9 protein-coding genes are annotated in these 17,224 nt (G+C 73.6%); 2 read left to right on the top strand and 7 right to left on the bottom strand.

Features of this window, described 5'->3' with window-relative positions; translation table 11 throughout:
• Positions 1 to 670, bottom strand: a 670-nt coding sequence (locus JKV81_RS18430; protein WP_202076837.1) for an aldehyde dehydrogenase family protein, incomplete at its 3' end; no start/stop codon positions are given.
• A 91-nt stretch (positions 671 to 761) separates the two neighbouring features.
• Complete coding sequence (locus JKV81_RS18435; RefSeq protein ID WP_202076838.1) at positions 762 to 2,297, bottom strand: purine-cytosine permease family protein; 1,536 nt, start codon at positions 2,295 to 2,297, stop codon at positions 762 to 764.
• 124 nt (positions 2,298 to 2,421) lie between these two features.
• On the opposite strand from JKV81_RS18435, the gene JKV81_RS18440 reads away from it, so the two are divergent.
• The gene (locus tag JKV81_RS18440) at positions 2,422 to 3,873 is read left to right on the top strand and encodes a PucR family transcriptional regulator (RefSeq protein ID WP_129260904.1); all 1,452 of its coding nucleotides are present in this window, start codon (positions 2,422 to 2,424) and stop codon (positions 3,871 to 3,873) included.
• 123 nt (positions 3,874 to 3,996) lie between these two features.
• Positions 3,997 to 4,488: an ATP-binding protein gene (locus JKV81_RS18445; protein WP_202076848.1), complete on the top strand. Its 492-nt coding sequence runs from the start codon at positions 3,997 to 3,999 to the stop codon at positions 4,486 to 4,488.
• 53 nt (positions 4,489 to 4,541) lie between these two features.
• Here the strand turns inward: JKV81_RS18445 and JKV81_RS18450 are convergent, their stop codons facing one another.
• The 5 genes from JKV81_RS18450 to JKV81_RS18470 form a co-directional block, all read right to left on the bottom strand.
• Positions 4,542 to 5,549 carry a sugar kinase gene (locus JKV81_RS18450; RefSeq protein ID WP_202076839.1) on the bottom strand — a complete coding sequence of 336 codons (1,008 nt, stop codon included), beginning with the start codon at positions 5,547 to 5,549 and terminating at the stop codon, positions 4,542 to 4,544.
• Positions 5,546 to 6,211, bottom strand: a complete 666-nt coding sequence (locus tag JKV81_RS18455; protein WP_202076850.1) for a bifunctional 4-hydroxy-2-oxoglutarate aldolase/2-dehydro-3-deoxy-phosphogluconate aldolase — start codon at positions 6,209 to 6,211, stop codon at positions 5,546 to 5,548. The genes JKV81_RS18450 and JKV81_RS18455 overlap by 4 nt, the downstream gene beginning before the upstream one ends.
• Before the next feature lie 130 nt (positions 6,212 to 6,341).
• Positions 6,342 to 6,881 (bottom strand): transglycosylase SLT domain-containing protein, encoded by a 540-nt coding sequence (locus tag JKV81_RS18460; RefSeq protein ID WP_307820570.1) that lies wholly within the window; start codon positions 6,879 to 6,881, stop codon positions 6,342 to 6,344.
• Positions 6,882 to 7,149: 268 nt separating this feature from the next.
• Entirely contained in the window at positions 7,150 to 9,405 is a 2,256-nt protein-coding gene (locus JKV81_RS18465) for an MMPL family transporter (protein ID WP_202076840.1), read from the bottom strand.
• Positions 9,402 to 17,180 (bottom strand): polyketide synthase, encoded by a 7,779-nt coding sequence (locus JKV81_RS18470; protein WP_307820569.1) that lies wholly within the window; start codon positions 17,178 to 17,180, stop codon positions 9,402 to 9,404. Before JKV81_RS18470 ends, JKV81_RS18465 begins: the two co-directional genes overlap by 4 nt.
• Between the last annotated feature and the right edge of the window lie 44 nt (positions 17,181 to 17,224).

A 17,224-nucleotide genomic window follows, 5' to 3' on the forward strand; every position in this document is an offset into this window, starting at 1 on the left:
TGGAGGCCATCGCCGGGGTCGGGTGCTCGACCATCGCGCGACCGGTCTCCCGGTCACCGCAGACGACGTTGAAGACGCCCTTGGGCAGGATCTCCCCGATGATCTCGGCGAGCAGCACCGTGGAGGCCGGTGTGGTGTCCGAGGGCTTGAGGACGACGGCGTTGCCCGCCGCGAGCGCGGGCGCGAACTTCCACACCGCCATCAGCAGGGGGTAGTTCCACGGGGCGACCTGGGCGCAGACGCCGACCGGCTCGCGTCGGATGATGGAGGTGAGGCCCTCCATGTATTCACCGGCCGAACGGCCCTCCAGCATCCGCGCCGCGCCCGCGAAGAAGCGCACCTGGTCGATGGCGGGGGCGAGTTCGTCGCTGCGGAGGAGGTGGAGCGGCTTGCCGGTGTCACGGCTCTCGGCGGCGACGAGGTCGTCCGCCCGCGCCTCCATCGCGTCGGCGATCTTCAGCAGCGCGCGCTGGCGTACGGACGGCGTGGTGTCGCGCCAGCCCGGGAAGGCGGCGGCCGCTGCCGCCATCGCCGCGTCGACGTCGGCGGGGCCGGAGAGCGGCGAGGTCGCGTAGACCTCTCCCGTGGTGGGGTCCACCACGTCGAGCGTACGGCCGTCCGAGGCGTCGGCGAACGCACCGTCGATGTAGTTGCGGAACGTGGTGCTCATGGAACGTCTCTCCCGGTCAGGCGGTGGTGCGGGTGGTCGGTCGGTCGGTGGTGCGGGTGGAAGGCGTGTGCTCGTGGCCGGCGGTCCGGCTTCAGTGGGCCACCGCGGGCTCGGTGACGGTCTCCCCGCCGCCACCGGTGATCGGGGGCACCGGGGAGTCCGAGGCCCGGACGAAGCGGGGTCCGTCGGGTCCGTACACGGCTCGCGGTTCGGGGAACAGGGCGAGCAGCGTCAGGTACAGGACGGTCGCGAGGACGAGGCCCACCGGCAGGGAGATGTCCGCGCCCTTGGCGAGGCCGCCGAGCGGGCCCACGAACTGGCCGGGCAGGTTGGTGAAGAGGAGTGCCACGACGGCCGAGACGGACCAGGTGGACATGCCGCGCCAGTTCCAGCCGTGGGTGAACCAGTACCGGCCGCCGCGCTGGCGGCGGTTGAAGACCTGGAGCGCCTCCGCGTCGTACCAGCCGCGCCGGGTGACGTAGCCGAGCGCCATCACGATCATCCAGGGCGCGGTGCAGGTGATGATCAGCGTCGCGAAGGTGGAGATGGACTGCGCGAGGTTGAGCGCGAAGCGGCCGACGAAGATGAACGCGATGGACAGGACACCGATGAAGAAGGTGGCCTGGACGCGGCTGAAGCGCGTGAAGACGCTGGAGAAGTCGAGGCCCGTGCCGTACAGGGCGGTCGTGCCGGTGGAGAGGCCGCCGATCAGCGCGATCAGGCAGAGGGGCAGGAAGTACCAGCCGGGCGAGATCGCGAGCAGCCCGCCCACGTAGTTCGGGGCGGCGGGATCGACGTACTTCGCGGCCTTCGAGGCGATGATCGACGCGGTGGCCAGGCCGAAGAGGAACGGCAGCAGGGTGGCGATCTGGGCGAGGAAGGCGGCGCCCATGACCCGGCGGCGCGGTGCCCCGGCCGGGATGTAGCGGGACCAGTCGCCGAGGAACGCGCCGAAGGAGACCGGGTTGGAGAGCACGATCAGCGCGGCGCCGATGAACGAGGGCCAGAACAGCGGGTCGCCGGTCGAGGCGAAGGTTCCCGCGTAGCCGGGGTCGAAGTCGCCGGCGAAGGCGAACGCGCCGAGGACGAAGAGGGAGGATGCCGCCAGCACCGCGATCTTGTTGACCAGCAGCATGAAACGGAAGCCGTAGACGCAGACGACCAGGACGAGCCCGGCGAAGAGCGCGTACGCGAGACCGTACGTGAGGTCCGACTCGGGGACGTCGACCAGGCGGTGCGCGCCGCCCACGAGCGCGTCGCCCGAGGACCAGACGGAGATCGAGAAGAACGCGATGGCGGTGAGCAGGGAGAGGAACGAGCCGACGACCCGGCCGTGCACACCGAGGTGGGCGGAGGAGGAGACGGCGTTGTTCGTGCCGTTGGCCGGTCCGAACAGGGCCATCGGGGCGAGCAGCAGCGCACCGGCGACGAGCCCGAGGAGGGTCGCCGCGAGGCCCTGCCAGAAGGAGAGGCCGAAGAGGATCGGGAACGCCCCGAGCACACAGGTGGCGAAGGTGTTGGCGCCGCCGAATGCGAGGCGGAAGAGATCGAGCGGGCGGGCCGTGCGGTCCTCGTCCGGGATCCGCTCGACACCATGGGTCTCGATTTCGGTGATCGAGGTCGTCACGGACGCTCCACCTTCCGTTCGTGCGTAGGGGCGTACCTGGGGGCGTCCCGGGCGTCCCAGCAGTCTGTGGCCCGCGGATGATCAGCGACAACTGTGTTCGCCACAAAGATGTAGGCTCCCGACTGTGTCCGGCAACAAACTCACCGTCGAGGATCTGCTCACCTTCCCGGCGCTCCAGCTCTCGGTGAAGGCCGGCAGAGGCGGCCTGGGCCGGTCCGTGTCGTGGGCGCACGCCAGCGAGCTCGTCGATCCGACGCCCTGGCTGCTGGGCGCCGAGGTGATCATGACGGCGGGTCTGGCTGTCCCCCGGGACGCGGCCGGGCAGTGTGCCTATCTGGAGCGGCTGGACGACGCGGGCGTGTCCGCCCTCGCGCTCTCGGCGCAGCTGCACATGCCGCCCCTGCACGACGCGTTCTTCGCGGCGGCCGAGGAGCGGGGCTTCCCGGTCCTGGAAGTGCCGCTCGCCGTCCCGTTCATCGCCGTCGCCCAGGAGGTCGCCGCCTCGGTCCAGGAGGACGCGCGGTACCGGCTGGGCGCGCAGCTCCAGGTCTTCGGTTCGCTGCGCTGGCTGGTCGCCGAGGATCTCGACACCCCCGCGCTGCTGCGGCGTCTCGAAGCGCTGTCGGGTTACGACGTCTACCTCTGCACACCGCAGGGCCGCCCGCTGCTGCCGGGCGTTCCCACCCCGGCCCCGGGTGTGCTGCCCGCGTCCGTCGACGCCCCGCCGACGGTGCCCGGCGGTTTCGTCCTGCCGGTGCCCGCGCCCGGCGGTCCTGCGGGCTTCCTCGTGGCGTACGAGCGTCAGGGCGCCCAGCCCGCGGGGCTCGCCGTCGTCCAGCACATCGCCACGGTGGCGGCGCTGCGCCTGGCGATGGTCCGCAACGAGCGTGAGGTGCTGCGCCGTGAGGGCGCGGAGACGCTGGCCGAGCTGCTGCAGGAGGTGCTCGATCCGGAGGCGGCCCGCCGTCGGCTCGCCCGGCACGCGATCGAGGGCGACGCCGTGCTGCTGGTGGTCCGGCGGACCACGGACGAGGCGCTGCTGCACTGCCTGGAGGGCCATCCGCATCTGCTGCTGACCTGGGGCGAGGACCGCTATGTCCTGGGGGCGCCGGACCTGGCGGAGGCCGTCGGCGAGCTGCCGGCCGTGGCGGCGGGGATGAGCCGCCCGTTCGCTCCGGGCGTCGCGCTGAAGGTCGCCGAGCGCGAGGCGCTCTGGGCGGTCTCGAAGGCCGTGGAGTCGGGGCGTCCGGTCGTCCGGTACGGCGACGACGCGACGGGCCGCTGGCTGCCCGACGACCCCGCCGTCCTGACGGCCCTGGTCGAGCACGTGCTCGGCGACGTCCTGCGGTACGACGAGGCCCATGACTCGCACCTGCTGGTCTCCGCCCGTACGTGGATGGAGCGCGACCGCCGTACGGAGACGGCCGCGGCGGCGCTCCACATCCACCCGAACACCCTCGCCTACCGGCTGCGCCGTTTCGGTGCCCTCTCGCACCGCGATCTGACGTCGACGGGCGCCCTGGCCGAGGTCTGGCTGGCGATCCAGGCGGCGGGGGCGCTGGGCCTCACCGACTGACGGGCGGCTCGGCGGCAGGGACCCGAACGGTTTCCGCCGTTCTCCCCGGCCTGAAATGTGTGACGGGGGGTAGGCGGGTGATGAACGAGCTGCGTGATGCAGCCGACCGACGGGGGACACGGCATGGAACAGCTGGTGAGGAAGTGCGGTACCGGACGGAACGGGCCGGAGGGCGGCGGGGCCGTCGTGGCCGGTAGTGCCGCGTACGACATGGGGTCGGAGGAGATCTCCCTGGCCCGTGGATTCGTTCGCGACTTCCTGTCCGACGCGCGGCGGCTGCGCGGTGTCGACGTACCCGCGCGCGTCCAGGAGGTCGCGCAGCTGGTCGTGAGCGAGCTGGCCACGAACGTCTGCAAGTACGCGCCGGGCCCGTGCCTGCTGGATCTCGAGGTGAACGGCAGCATGCTGGACATCACGATGTGGGACTCGGGCTCGGTGCTCCCCAGTGCCCTGCACGCCGACCCCGCGCGCGCGGGGCAGCACGGACTGGAGATCGTCCTCGCGGTCTGCCAGAGCTTCGAGGTGCGCCGCGAGCCGGTGGGCAAGCGGATGCGCGTACAGATCTCGCTGCTCGACGGCCCGGACGGCGATCCGGCCGGCCAGTCGCCCTGGTGACCTCCGCCGTCCGTGCCGGAACCCGGCGCTGACGCCGTCCGGGCCGTCCGCCGTCAGCGGATCGCGCTGCCCGGTGCCGCGTCGAGCAGGCCCAGTTCGTCGCGGCGCGGCAGGCCCTCCCAGTCCCCGTCGGAGGCGACGGCGAACGCGCCAAGGGTGTTCGCACGGGCGAGGCGGGCGGCCGGCGGGAGCCCGTCGAGCAGACCCGAGAGATATCCGGCGCAGAAGGCGTCGCCCGCCCCGACCGTGTCCCGTACGGGTACCCGCAGGGCGGGCAGGGAGTGCCGGGTGCCCTGCCGGTCGCGGACCGCGGCGCCCTCTCCCCCGCGCTTGACCACCACTTCCCGCACACCGGCGTCAAGCAGCGCGCCGACGGCTCGTTCCTCTCCGTCCGATCCGTCCTCTCCGACAGGTGTCCCGCCGGGCATACCGGTGACGACCGGGAGCTCGTCGTCGGAGGCGATCAGGACGGTGATGTGCGGCAGCAGGGGCCGGAGCGCCCTGCCCGCCTCCTCCGCCGTCCACAGCCGCTGCCGGTGGTTGACGTCCAGCGTGACGGTCCATCCCTGCGCCTGGGCATGGGCGGCGGCCGTGCGGACCGCCTCCAGCGGGCCCGGGCCGAGCGCGCACGTGATCCCGGTCAGATGGAGGATCCGGGCGCCGTCGCCGAGGGCGGGCGCGAGGTCGGCGGCGGTGAGCAGCGAGGCTGCGGAGTGGCTGCGCCAGTAGTGGACCCGGGCGAGGTCCGCGACGCGCCGCTCGCGGAGCAGCGCGCCGGTGGGTGCCGTGGCGTGGGTGCCGGCGCGGGTGATGTCGACGCCCTCCCCGCGGAGCGTGCGCAGGACGAGCCGGCCGGGTTCGTCGTCGCCGACGAGGCCGGCCCAGACGGCGTGGTGGCCCAGGCGGGCCAGGCCGATGGCGACGTTCGACTCCGCGCCCGCGACGGTGGTACGGGCCTGGGCGCCGACCGCCAGGGTGCCGGGCAGCTGGGCGGCGAGCATGGTCTCGCCGAACGTCAGCACGTCGGCGGGCGCGGACACCCACCCGGGTGCGGTGCTCATGCCTCTCCTCGCTCGTCCCGTGCGCAGAGCGCGACGAAGCGGCGGGCGCGTGCGCGCAGGGCGGCCAGGTCGCCGCCCTGGGCTGCGTCGCCGACCAGCGGGGATCCGACACCGACCGCGACCGCGCCGTGGGCGAGGTACTGCTCCGCACCGTCGAGGTCCACGCCGCCGACGGGCACGAACGGCATGTCGGGGAAGGGGTCGCGCAGGGCCTTGAGGTAGGCGGGGCCGCCGAGGGAGGCGGGGAACAGCTTGACGGCGTCGGCGCCCGCGCGGCGCGCGGCGACGGCCTCGGTGGGGGTGAGGGCGCCCGCCAGGACCGGCAGTCCGGCCCGGACCGACGCGGCCAGGGACTCGGTGAGCGCGGGGGTGACGATCCAGCCGGCGCCGGCGTCCTGGGCGCGGGCGACGTCGTCCTCCGTCAGCACGGTGCCCGCACCGACGACCGTTCCGGGCCCGACCTCGGCGGCGGCGCGGCGGATGACCCCGAGGGCGTCGGTGGTGTTGAGGGAGACCTCGACGAGGGCGACGCCCTCTTCCGCGAGCGTGAGCACGGTGCGCAGGGCGGCGTCGGGATCCGGTCCGCGGACGATCGCCGCCAGGCGGGTGCGGTGCAGCAGGCCGGCGAAGAAGTCGCTGTTCAAGGGGGGCACGGGGCGTATGTCGTTCACGCCCACGAGCGTAGTGGGGGGTGGGATCCGGCCCTCGCGGGGGCATCGCCGGGCCCACGGAAAACGGCACGGCCACGCCCCCGGGAGGGGCGTGGCCGTGCCGTGTGCCGACGGTGCCGGGTCAGTAGGCGGAGTCGACGTTGTCGATGGAGCCGTACTTGTCGGCCGCGTAGTTGGCCGCCGCGGTGATGTTGGCGACCGGGTCGGTCAGGTCCTTCTCGGTGCCGGAGACGTGGTAGGCGTCGAAGGTCGGCTGGATCACCTGGAGCAGGCCCTTGGAAGGGGTGCCGTTCTGGGCGTTGACATCCCAGTCGTTGGAGGCCTTGGGGTCTCCGCCCGACTCACGCATGATGTTGCGGTGCAGGCCCTCGTAGGTGCCCGGTATCCCCTTGTCCTTCATGATCTTGAGGGACTTGTGGATCCACTTGTCCAGCTTGTCCGAGGCGGCGGGTGCCTTCGCGGCCTTCTCGGCCAGGGTGTCCGCCTGCGCGGCCACTGCGGCCGCCGGGCCCGCTGCCGACGCGGTCGCGCCGTGCGAGGCCGGTTCCGAGGCGTGTGCGGGGGACGGGACGAGGGTCAGGGCCGCTGCTGCGGCTCCGGCCGCGCACAGACCGGAGACCGAGAACCTGCGGATCCGGGCGGTACGGGCGGCGGGGGCCAGGGACTGGACGGACGTACGGATAGAACACTCTCCTCGTGCTGCTGTCAGGGACGTCGCGGGGCCGGCGGGCGGCTCCGGACTCGATCCATGGTTAGCGGCACCTCGGGAGGGTGGCAACGACCCCTTCTACTAGGCCTTTACGTAGGAATCGGCCGGGAGGCCGGACAGCGCGCCCGTGCACCCCGGGGCCGGACGAGGCCCCCTACTACCCCACGTCGTATGTGATCTGCGGCCTATGGTCCGACTCACAGCCGGCGGCGACGAACGCTCAGGCCACCGCCTTCGGCCCCGCCCCGGGCCGCGCCTCCGCCGCGGTCTCCGAGACGCCGAACCGGGCGTGCACGTACCGCAGGGGCTCGGGGCACCACCAGTTCGCGCGGCCGGCCAGCTTCATGACCGCCGGGACCAGGAGCATCCTCACCAGCGTGGCGTCGAGCACCACCGCGAGTGTGAGCCCCACGCCCAGGAGTTTCAGCGGGGTGAGGCCGCTGGTGGCCATCGCCGCCATGGTGACGGCGAGCACGAGGGCCGCCGCGGTGAACAGCCGGCCGGTCCTTTCGAGTCCGAAGGCCACGGCGGTGGTGGTGTCACCCGTACGGCGATGCTCCTCCATGATCCGGGAGAGCAGGAACATCTCGTAGTCCATCGAGACCCCGAAGGCGATGCAGAACATCAGCACGGGCAGCAGGGTGTCCGTGGTGCCGGTGACCTGGAAGTCACCCACCAGCCCGCGCAGATGCCCCTCCTGGAAGACGTGGACGATCGCCCCGAACGTGGCGGTGAGGCTGAGCAGGTTGAGCACGAGGGCCTTGACGGGGATGAGGACGCTCCCGGTGAACAGGAACAGCAGGGTGAGGACGACCAGGACGACGATCGCGGCGGCCGGGACGAGCCGTGCGCCGACAGCGGCCGTGGTGTCCGCGAGGGCCGCCGCGTCACCGCCCACGAGTGCGGGGACCGGGGCCGGTACCGACCTCAGCCCGTCGACGAGTTCACCTCCCTCGGCGGAGAAGGGCTCGGCGTCGGTGACGACGGAGAGCCAACTGCCGTGGGCGCCGGAGAAGCGGGCGGACGAGGGGGTGGGCGGGGCCTTCAGGGCTCCACCCGCGTAGGAGCCCGTCGCCGTGTCCACCCTGACCACATGAGGGGCCAGGGAGACCTGGCGGGCGTAGGCGGCGAGGCTCGTCGACGCGGGGCCGGTGAGGCTGGGCAGCACGATGCTCGCCATGGCCGTGGCCCGGTTGTCGAACTCCTCGCGCACCACGTCGGTGGCCCGGTGCACGGGTGAGGACGCGGGCAGCGCGCGGTCGTCCGGCAGCCCGAACTCGACGCGCTGGAACGGGGCGGCCAGGCACAGCAGTGCGGGGGCGACCAGGAGGACGGTGAGCAGGGGCCGGCGCATGACCGTACGGGCGGTGCGGTGGAAGAAGCCTCCGTCCGCCCCGGCCGGCGGTGGTGCGCCGCGCCGCCCGCGGACCCGGTCGCCGGCCACCAGCAGGCACACCGGCAGGACGAGTACGGCGGTCAGCCCGGCCAGGGCCGCCACGCTCATGCCCGCGTAGGCCAACGAGCGCAGGAAGTACAGGGGGAAGACCAGCAGGGCGGCCATCGACAGGGCGACGGTCAGGGCGGAGAAGAAGACGGTCCGGCCCGCCGTGCGCACGCTCACCAGGACCGCCTCCCTGACATCGCGGCCCGCGGCCAGTTCCTCTCTGTGGCGGGTGATGATGAACAGGCCGTAGTCGACGGCGAGTCCGAAGCCCAGTGCCGTGGTCAGGTTGACCGCGAAGAGCGACACCTCGGTGAACGCGGTGAGGGCGTGCAGCAGTGCGAGCGTGCCCACGACCGCGATGCCGCCGACGGACAGCGCGAGCAGGGCGCTCAGCAGGTTGCCGAAGACCCGCACGAGGATGATCAGGACGAGCGGGGCCGCGATCAGCTCCGCCCGTACGAGGTCCCGCCGGCTCTGCTCCTCCAGGTCGCGTTTGGCGGCCGCGCGCCCGGCCGCGGACACCGTCAGCGGCCCGGTGGCCGCAGTGACTTCGCGGCGGATGTCCTGCGCCGCCCCGGCGGCCTCGCGTTCACCGCCGAGCAGCCGCAGGCTGATGAGCGCGGTGCGCCCGTCACGGGAGGCGAGGGCCGGGTCGCGCCGCGGCCAGTACGAGTCGAGGTGCTGCACACGGGTGTCCGCGCGCAGCCTCTCCGTCAGACGGAGACCGGCTGCGGCCGCCTGCGGCTCGTCGAGAGGGCCGGGCGCGGCAACGAGCAGGACCAGGTCGGGGGTGCCGGACCCGAAGTGTGCGCGCAGCGCCTCGTCGGCCCGGGCGGACTCCGCGTCGGCCGGGGTCCATCCGCCGCCGGAGAGCTTGCCGAACACGCCCGTGCCGAGGGCCCCGAGAGCGATCGTCACCAGCACGGTCAGCGCGAGGAACGCGTGCCGCCATCTCCACGGCGGGCGTACGGGAGGCTCGGGGCGTGCCGGGCGTACGCGGGGCTCGGGGAGGTCCTCCAGGGTCCCGGTCATCGTTCACCGGCCGAGCGGACGGTGACCGCGTCGCCGGTCCGGACGACCTGGACGCGGTGGAACTCACCGGAGGCGGTGCGGGCGGACCGCAGGTCCTCGCCGACCTCCACCGTGTACGGATGCACACCGGCCAGCCGGCCGACGTGGTCCTTGACCGCGATCACCTCCAGATGGTCCCTCGCCCGGGAGCCGGCCGGGAGGCCCACGATGTGCGCGACCGTGCCCCTGAGCCAGTCCACCTCGTCGATCTCGTCGCCGAGGAGTTCCGTCGCCCCGTCGGCGTACCTGCAGAACCCGACCCCAGGCGCGGCGCCACGGCGGAGCAGGAAGTCCCGGCGCTCGGCGAGCGTGGCGCCGGAGAGCGGGCCGACGGGCAACAGGATGCTCTGGAGCCTCAGTTCGGCGGCGACCCGTCCCCGTACGCAGAGCTGGACGTCGACCACGGTCATGGGGCCGGGGACCGTGTCGTCGGTGACGAGCCCGCCGAAACGCGCCTCGATCTCGACCTCACCGGTGTCCGGCACCGCTTCGAACAGCTCCAGCCGGACCACCCGGAGCGGGTAGCCGACCTGGCCCTCGCCGATCTGCGGGGACCATCGCCACAGGCTGGCCGACGGGATCGCCTGGACCAGCGCGTCCATGACTCCCTGGTGCAGACACCCCCTGGGGACCGAACCGCGGGCGATGCCGGCCACCGCGGAGGAGCCCGTCGCCCCGATGGCCAGGGAGGTCAGGTACTGGAAGGCCGGGCCGTGGAACAGTTCGGCCGAGGCGTACGGGTCCGGCTGCACCACCGCGTCCGGGAGCGGGGCGAACCGCTCGGGGCGGCCGTCCGGCCGGTCGCCCACCAGCACGGTGCCGCCGGCCACCTCCTCGAACCGGGACAGCGCGGGCGTCGCCGCCTCACGCCACATCAGCAGCTTGACCTCCAGCCCCACCTCTGCGGCCACGACCTCCGTACGCAGGCGGACCGGTCCGGCGAGCGGGATCCAGCGCCGTAGCTGCACGTCGCGTACGGCCACCACCTGACGGCCGGTGTGGTCCGAGGCGGCCTGGGCGAGCCGGTCGACGACGGACATCATGGGCAGCGCGGGCACGGTCCACGTCGGACGGTGGTCGTCCGTCCAGCGGTCGGCGGCCGGGTCGAGCGTCATCTCCGTCACGCCGGACGGGCCGTCCCCGGACACGACCCGGACGCCGAGTCCGCGGGCGTGGTAGAGGCAGACGTCATCGCCCCAGAGCCTGGCGTCGGCCAGTGCGTAGGTCCCCCGCTCGTCCCGGCCGGTCTCCGTGATCTCCAGGTCGATCCTGATGAGGCGGTTGGCCGGGGTGATCTGTCCGCGGTACTTCCAGACCACCTCCCGGCCCCGCATGAGCGGCTCGAAGCGGGGGCGGGGCACCCCGTCGGTGAAGCCCCGCTCGATCAGGAAGAACCGGAGCAGCTGACACATGGCCTCGATGCCGAGTGAGCCCGGCTGGACCGGGTCCTGGAAGAAGTGGGCCTTGAAGAACCACTCCCCCGCGTCCACGTCCTTCTCCGACCGCAGCCGCCCCAGCCCCGCGCTCCCGCCTTCGGGCCAGTACCCGGTGATCCTGTCGATCATCAGCAGCATCGGGCCGGGCAGCGCGGCGGGGCCGGCGAAGAAGCGGGCCGGGCGCGTGGTGAGATCGACCGTACGCGCGCACGGCACATCCAGTGCGGCCCTGTCGGCCTCCTGGACGGGCAGCCCGGGCTGGTCGTCGAAGGCCGAGGGCGGGAAGAACCCGAACACCGTGGACAGGGTGAAGACCTCGTCCCCGTCGGCCAGGCACCGGATCGCGAACGACACGATGATCATCTCACCGGTCCGCGAGATCGAGGTGAGCTCCGCCTCCGTGCGCACGGTACGGGTCGCCGGTGTGACCTCGCCGGTGACCGTGCCTCTCCCGTCGAGGTTGCGGAAGAGCAGGTCGATGTCGGCGGTCAGCGGACAGCCCACATAGGCGGCCAGCCATCCGCACGGCTGCAGGGCGACCTCCATGAGCACGGCGAACGGCATGACCTGGTCACCGTTCTGCTCGAAGTACCAGACCTCGTCGGGTACGTCGTACTCGGCGGCCACCCGGGTCCCCTCCCGCATGCCGAGCGGCGGGCCGTCCACGGAGGCGATTCGGGTCATGAAGTGGTACGGCGGTCCGGGCAGCCGCGCGATCCTGCGTGTGCCGTCGAAGATCCGCGCCGTCTCCCCGAACGCCGCGCTCGGCCTGCCCCACGCGCACGCCAGCAGGGACGGGTAGTCGGCCACGGGTCCTTCGGACTGTACGGACACCTCGGACCGCTGGTGGCCGACGAGCCCTGCGAGGGATGCGAGGGGCACCGGGACGCCGCTGGTCTGCTCCCGGTGCACACCGAGCTGCTCCCAGTACGCGAGGGGCCAGTCCGGCACCAGCCGGAGCCCGACGTTCTCGCCGTGGAAGGCCTTGACCCCGTCGACGGTGCCCAGGATGTCGGCGTACAGCGTCGGTTCGGGTCCGGCCGAGACGCCGCGTACGAACACCTCGTAGACGATCCGCCGGTGGGCGGGGGTGGCCTGCCCACGGCACCGGGCGGTGCAGGTCCGTCCGGTGACCGGCTCGAAGCGCCACCCGTCCCGGTCGACGGTGAAGCCCAGGGCGGTCAGGTGGAAGGCCATGGCCTGGAGACCGGCCTGGAGCATCAGTGTCCCCGGCATGCAGGGGTCGTTCTCGAAGTGCCCCTCGAAGAACCAGTCGTCCGGTGAGACGGGGGCCTCCGCACGGAGGTAGCCACGGCCCCACGGCCCTCCGGCCGGTTCGAACGCGGTGACCTCGCGCAGGAGCAGCAGACGGCCGTCGTCGGGCCGGGGTGAGCGCACGTGCGACCTGGTGATGTCCCAGCCCGGCCCGAAGCAGTCCGCCGGCCGGCCCGCCGCGAAGGCCCGCACCTGTGCGGCGGTGAAGGACGACGGTGCGCCGCACAGCGCCGGAGGGTCGTACGGGAGGTCCTGGGCGGGTGGCCGGACGGCCGGGTCCCAGCGGACTCCGTCGGTGCCGTCGAGTTCGGCCTCGGTGAAGAAGCCGGCCTGCCCGTCGCGGACGCTCAGCCGGAGTTCGTCGCCGACGTAGCAGTCGTAGTGGAAGAAGAACAGACGGACGCCGTCGTGCTCGGCGTGCCGGTCGATGTGGATCTCGTACCGCAGGGTCTCCCCCGCCCGGGGCGGGCTGCCGTGGTAGGTGAGTTCGCAGCCGAGCAGGCGGTAGGCCCGGGTGCCCCGGTTGAGCAGGTCGACCCCGAGCCAGCTGATCAGCAGCAGGTCCGCCTGGCCCGCCTCGATCATGAGGCCGGCCGGCATGCGCCCGGTGGAGTCGAGGTACCAGCTGTCGAGGCGGACGTCGGTCTCGGTGCGGATGGTGCCCGTGGCGTGCTCCGGGCCGAGTTCGGCGAGGGCGGCGGGGACGGCGTCGATGCCGGTGACCCGGTCGGCGAGCAGCATGGGCGGCCCGGGCATCCTGGTCTGCACGGCGTACGCGTCCTGCGCGGCGAACGTGGGTCCGAACAGGGCGGAGACCGGCTGCGAGGCGAGCTGTTCGAGCTGCGCCCGGTCGAACACGGTGACCGGCAGGGGGTCCGGCTGCCCGGCGGGAACGGGAATGGGAGCGGGAACGGGAGCGGGGGTGCCGCCCGGGAGGCCGGCGGGGACGGGCGGCGACGGCGCCACGCTGCCCGCCGCCGCGTGCACGAGTGCGGTGGCGAGCTGGGCCCTGGTCCTCAGGAACCGCTGGTGCACGGCCAGGTGTTGCGCGAGGACGTCCTGGTGCAGCGCGATCACGCGGCCGGTGTGCTGAGCTACGAGCGTACGCAGGTCCGTGGGCCGCGGTTCCGTGGCGGTGGCAGCCTGCGGTTCCGTACCGGCGGGGACCGGCGCGGGGGCGGCGGCGGAGAGAGGCGCGGGTACGGCCGCGGAAACAGGCGCAGGCGCTGGCGCAGGTACGGAAACGGGCGCGGGCACGGAAACGGCCGCGGCGGCCTCCGCGGGCTCGGTCGGCCGGTGGGCCGGGACCGGGGACAGCCGGGGCGCCCTCGGCATGATCACCGCGGGTTCTTCCAGGGACGGCAAGGTGATCTCCCAGTGGGCGGGGACGGTGAGGGCGGGGCCGTCATCGGCCGGTGCGGGCTCGGCGGTTCGCAGGTGCGCGAAGAGGGCCTCCGTACGGACGGGCACGCCGGCGGCGACGAGTTCGGCCACGGCCAGGTACAGCGGGCGCAGCCCTCCGTCCTCGGCGTCGAGCGCGACGGCCACATGCTCGCGGTCGCCCAGGATCCGCTTGATCCATCCGGTGCACAGGCCGCGTGGCCCGTGCTCGACGAACACCCGGACGCCGTCGGCCCACGCCCGCTCCACCGTGCCCACGAAGTCGATCGTCCCCATGCCCTGCGCGGTGACGGCGTCGGCCGCACGCTCGGCGGTGGGGGCGTACGGGAGGGTGGTCGCCCCGCTGTAGAACCGCACCCCCGGCACGGCGTGGGTGCGGCGGTGATGCAGCTTCCACCACCGGTCACGGACCTCGGACAGCTCGGGGGCGTGGGCGGCGAGGTCGTAGTCGACCGGGATCGCGTGGGCGGCGCCGAGCCGCTCCACGACGGCCGCGCACGCTTGTGACTCGCCGCCGACCACGCACACGCCGGGGGCGTTGACGGCCATCAGGTGGACGGCGCGTTCGTCCGCAAGTTCCGCACTGACCTGGTCGAGGGGCGCTGTGACCAGGTAGCTCGACCACCGGTCCCCTTCCACGCCGAGCCGTTCCCAGGCGCGGCGTACCGCCCGCAGCTCGCCCGTGAGTTCGCGGGTGAACAGGCCGCTCTCCCAGGTGTCCCGGTGGAGGGCGTCGACGTCCCGCCAGGCCCCCAGGGCGACCAGGGCGGCGGACTCGCCGGACGAGTAGCCGAGGGCGGCGTCGGGTCGCAGTCCGAGCAGACCCCGGGTCAGTTCCGTGTGGACGGCGGCCAGTCGGGCAGCGCCCCAGATCCGGTCGAGCACTGTCGGCGCGCCACCGGATCCTGGCCACCCGGCGGCGCTCCCGTACGTGGCCGCGACCGCGTCGCCGAGCGCGGGCAGGGCCAGCTGCACCTCGCGGCCCATGCCCGGGTAGGCGGCCGACCCGTTGGTGAACACGAAGGCGGTCGCGCCCGCCACCGGCCCGGCTCGGTACACCGCGCCGGGCGGCCTGACACCGTCGCCGAGGAGCCAGCGGCGTACGGCGTCCCGGTGGGTCCGGGGGTCGCCGTCGGACACGAACGCCAGCCTGGCGGGGCCTTCGCTGGACTCGGTGTCCGACTCCAGTGCGGCCAGCACCTCGTGGCGGTCGCGCCCGGAGTACACGTGCAGCCGGGGTGCGGATCCGCGCGGCCAGGGGCCGGGCACCCAGGGCCCGGCGTCGGCGGCCCGCAGCCGCAGCCGCAGCGGGGGCGCCCCCAGCGGTGTCACCACCACGTCCGCGGTACGCAGCCCCGGGGCGGCCTCGGCGGAGCCTCCCGTCCGCGGCAGGGCGCGGTGCCGCAGAGCGGTCACGGCGGTGGCGACGGCCAGCAGACCGTGGGCGGCGTGGGCACGGCCGAAGAGCGCGGCCGGATCGAACCCGGCGCCCGCCCCGTCACCGATGACCACGTCCGCCGCGTCCGGGTCGCCGGTGGCCTCGTCGTCGAGGAGCGCCAGTACGGGGTCGCCGTCCCGGCGGGCGTCGGCGAGACGTTTGAGGACGACCGCGACGGCCGCGTCACCGGTGACGGCCCGCCGTCCGAGCGCGTCCAGGGCGGCCCGGTGGACCGGTTCGCAGGAGAGGTCGACGGCGCCGACGAGGGCCGCGTCCGCCTCCCCGGCCCGCAGCGCGCGTGCCGCGAGGCGCAGCGCCACCGGGCCGGACGCCTCCTCGGCCGACACGGTGTATCCGGCGCCGCCCAGGTCGAGTTGGGTGTTGATCCGGTTGGCCACGAGGTTCGGCAGGGTGCCGACCACTCGCTCCGCGCCCATGGGCGCGCAGAAGGCGTCCCGGAACCGCGCGGCCGGTTCCGGTCCGGCCGGCTTCCCTGCGTCCTCCAGCCAGGAGGGGGCCCGCCAGCGCGCGGAGGCACGGCTGTTCTCCGTGTCCACGCCGGTGCCGACGAGGACCAGGGTCCGGTCCCTCGGCAGGGGGGTGTTCCGTGCCGCCTCCCGTGCTGCTTCGAGCATCAGGATCTGCTGGGGCAGGGCCTGTCCGACCGCCAGCGGCGGGAAGCAGAGGCCCGGCAGGGCCACCTCGATCTCCGCCGCCGGACCGCTCGGGCGGCCTTCGAGCACCGCGCGGTGGAAGACGTGGGTGCCCGCCCCCTCGCCGGCCCGGACGGCCATCGCCACGATCGCCAGCGGTCCCTCCACCGGGCGTGGTGTACGGGGCGGCGGCGCTGCCGGGGCACCCCTCGTACGTCCTGTGCCGTCCCAGGCGTCGACGATCAGGTGGGCGTTGGTGCCGCCGAACCCGAAGGCGCTGACGGCCGCCCGGCGCGGACCGGGCGGCCACTCCTCGGACTCGCCCAGGACGCGCAGGGGTGTGCCGTGCAGCTCGGACAGCGGTTCCTCTGCGGCCAGGGTGGCGGGGCGGAGGCCCGCCCGCATCGCACCGAGCACCTTGAGCAGCCCGCCCGCACCGGCCGAGGCCAGCAGGTGCCCGACGTTGGACTTCACCGAACCGATGGGCACATCAAGGCTCTTTGCGAAGACCCGCGCCATGCTGCGGACCTCTTCCGCGTCCCCGACGGGTGTGCCCGTCGCATGGCACTCCACGAGCGAGACGGACTGCGGCGCGACCCCGGCCATGGCGTACGCCAGACGCATCGCCCGCTCCTGCCCCTCCCCCGCGGGGCTGAGCAGTCCCCTGCCGCGTCCGTCGTTGGACAGCCCGACCCCCCGGATGACTCCCAGGACCGGCGCACCCTGCGCGAGGGCGTCCCGCAGGCGCATCAGCGCGACGAACCCGGCGCCCTCACCGGGGAGCAGCCCGTCTGCGTCCCGGTGGAAGGGGCGGCTGCGGCTGGTGCGGCTCACCGCGGACAGGCCGCAGAACCCCACGTGCAGGAACAGGCTGTCGGCCCGGTTGACGGCACCGGCGACCATGAGGTCCGCGGTCCCGTCGTGGAGGCGGTCGCAGGCCAGTTTGACGGCGTACAGGGACGAGGCGCAGGCGGCGTCGAGCGCGAAGGCCCCCGCGCCCATCCCCAGGGCCCTGGCCGCGAAGTGCGCGGGGAGCCCCGAGGAGAAACGGTTACGGGCGTCGGGCCTGGTCCGTACGGCTGCGGGCAGCAGGGAGGGCGCCCCCTGCGACAGCCATACGTGCTCGGCGAAGGCCGAGCCCGCGCTCGTCGGGTAGGAGAGGTTGCCCAGCACCAGCCCGGTGCGGGGCGACGGCTCCTCACGTCCCGCTTCCCGCAGCGCCTGCCGGGTGCCGTGGAGCACCCAGTGGAACAGCGGGTCCAGGCCGAGGATGTCGTCGGGGGCCACGAGGAACCCGGTCGGGTCGAACTGCCGCCCGAAGTCCCTCACGTAACCGCCGACATCGTTCCACGTACGGTCGAGGTGGTCGTCCACGGTGCCCATGGCCCACCGGTGCGGCAGCCTCCACCTGCCGTCCGGGACCGGCGACAGGCTGCACCGTCGCGCGGCGATGTTGTCCCAGAAGGCGTCGGGGTCGGTCGCGTCGGGGAAGACGCACCCCCTGCCGACGACGGCGATCGGGTCGAATGCCATACCGGTCTCATTTCACGAACACGGACGATCCGGGTGATGCGGGG

Source organism: Streptomyces silvae, assembly GCF_016745505.1.
Taxonomy (GTDB): Bacteria; Actinomycetota; Actinomycetes; order Streptomycetales; family Streptomycetaceae; genus Streptomyces; species Streptomyces silvae.

Bases quoted from the DNA above. Each gene is read 5' to 3' on its own strand.
- JKV81_RS18470 (WP_307820569.1), bottom strand. From the start codon at position 17,180: ATGGCATTCGACCCGATCGCCGTCGTCGGCAGGGGGTGCGTCTTCCCC.
- JKV81_RS18450 (WP_202076839.1), bottom strand. From the start codon at position 5,549: ATGAGCACCGCACCCGGGTGGGTGTCCGCGCCCGCCGACGTGCTGACG.
- JKV81_RS18465 (WP_202076840.1), bottom strand. From the start codon at position 9,405: ATGACCGGGACCCTGGAGGACCTCCCCGAGCCCCGCGTACGCCCGGCA.
- JKV81_RS18445 (WP_202076848.1), top strand. From the start codon at position 3,997: ATGGAACAGCTGGTGAGGAAGTGCGGTACCGGACGGAACGGGCCGGAG.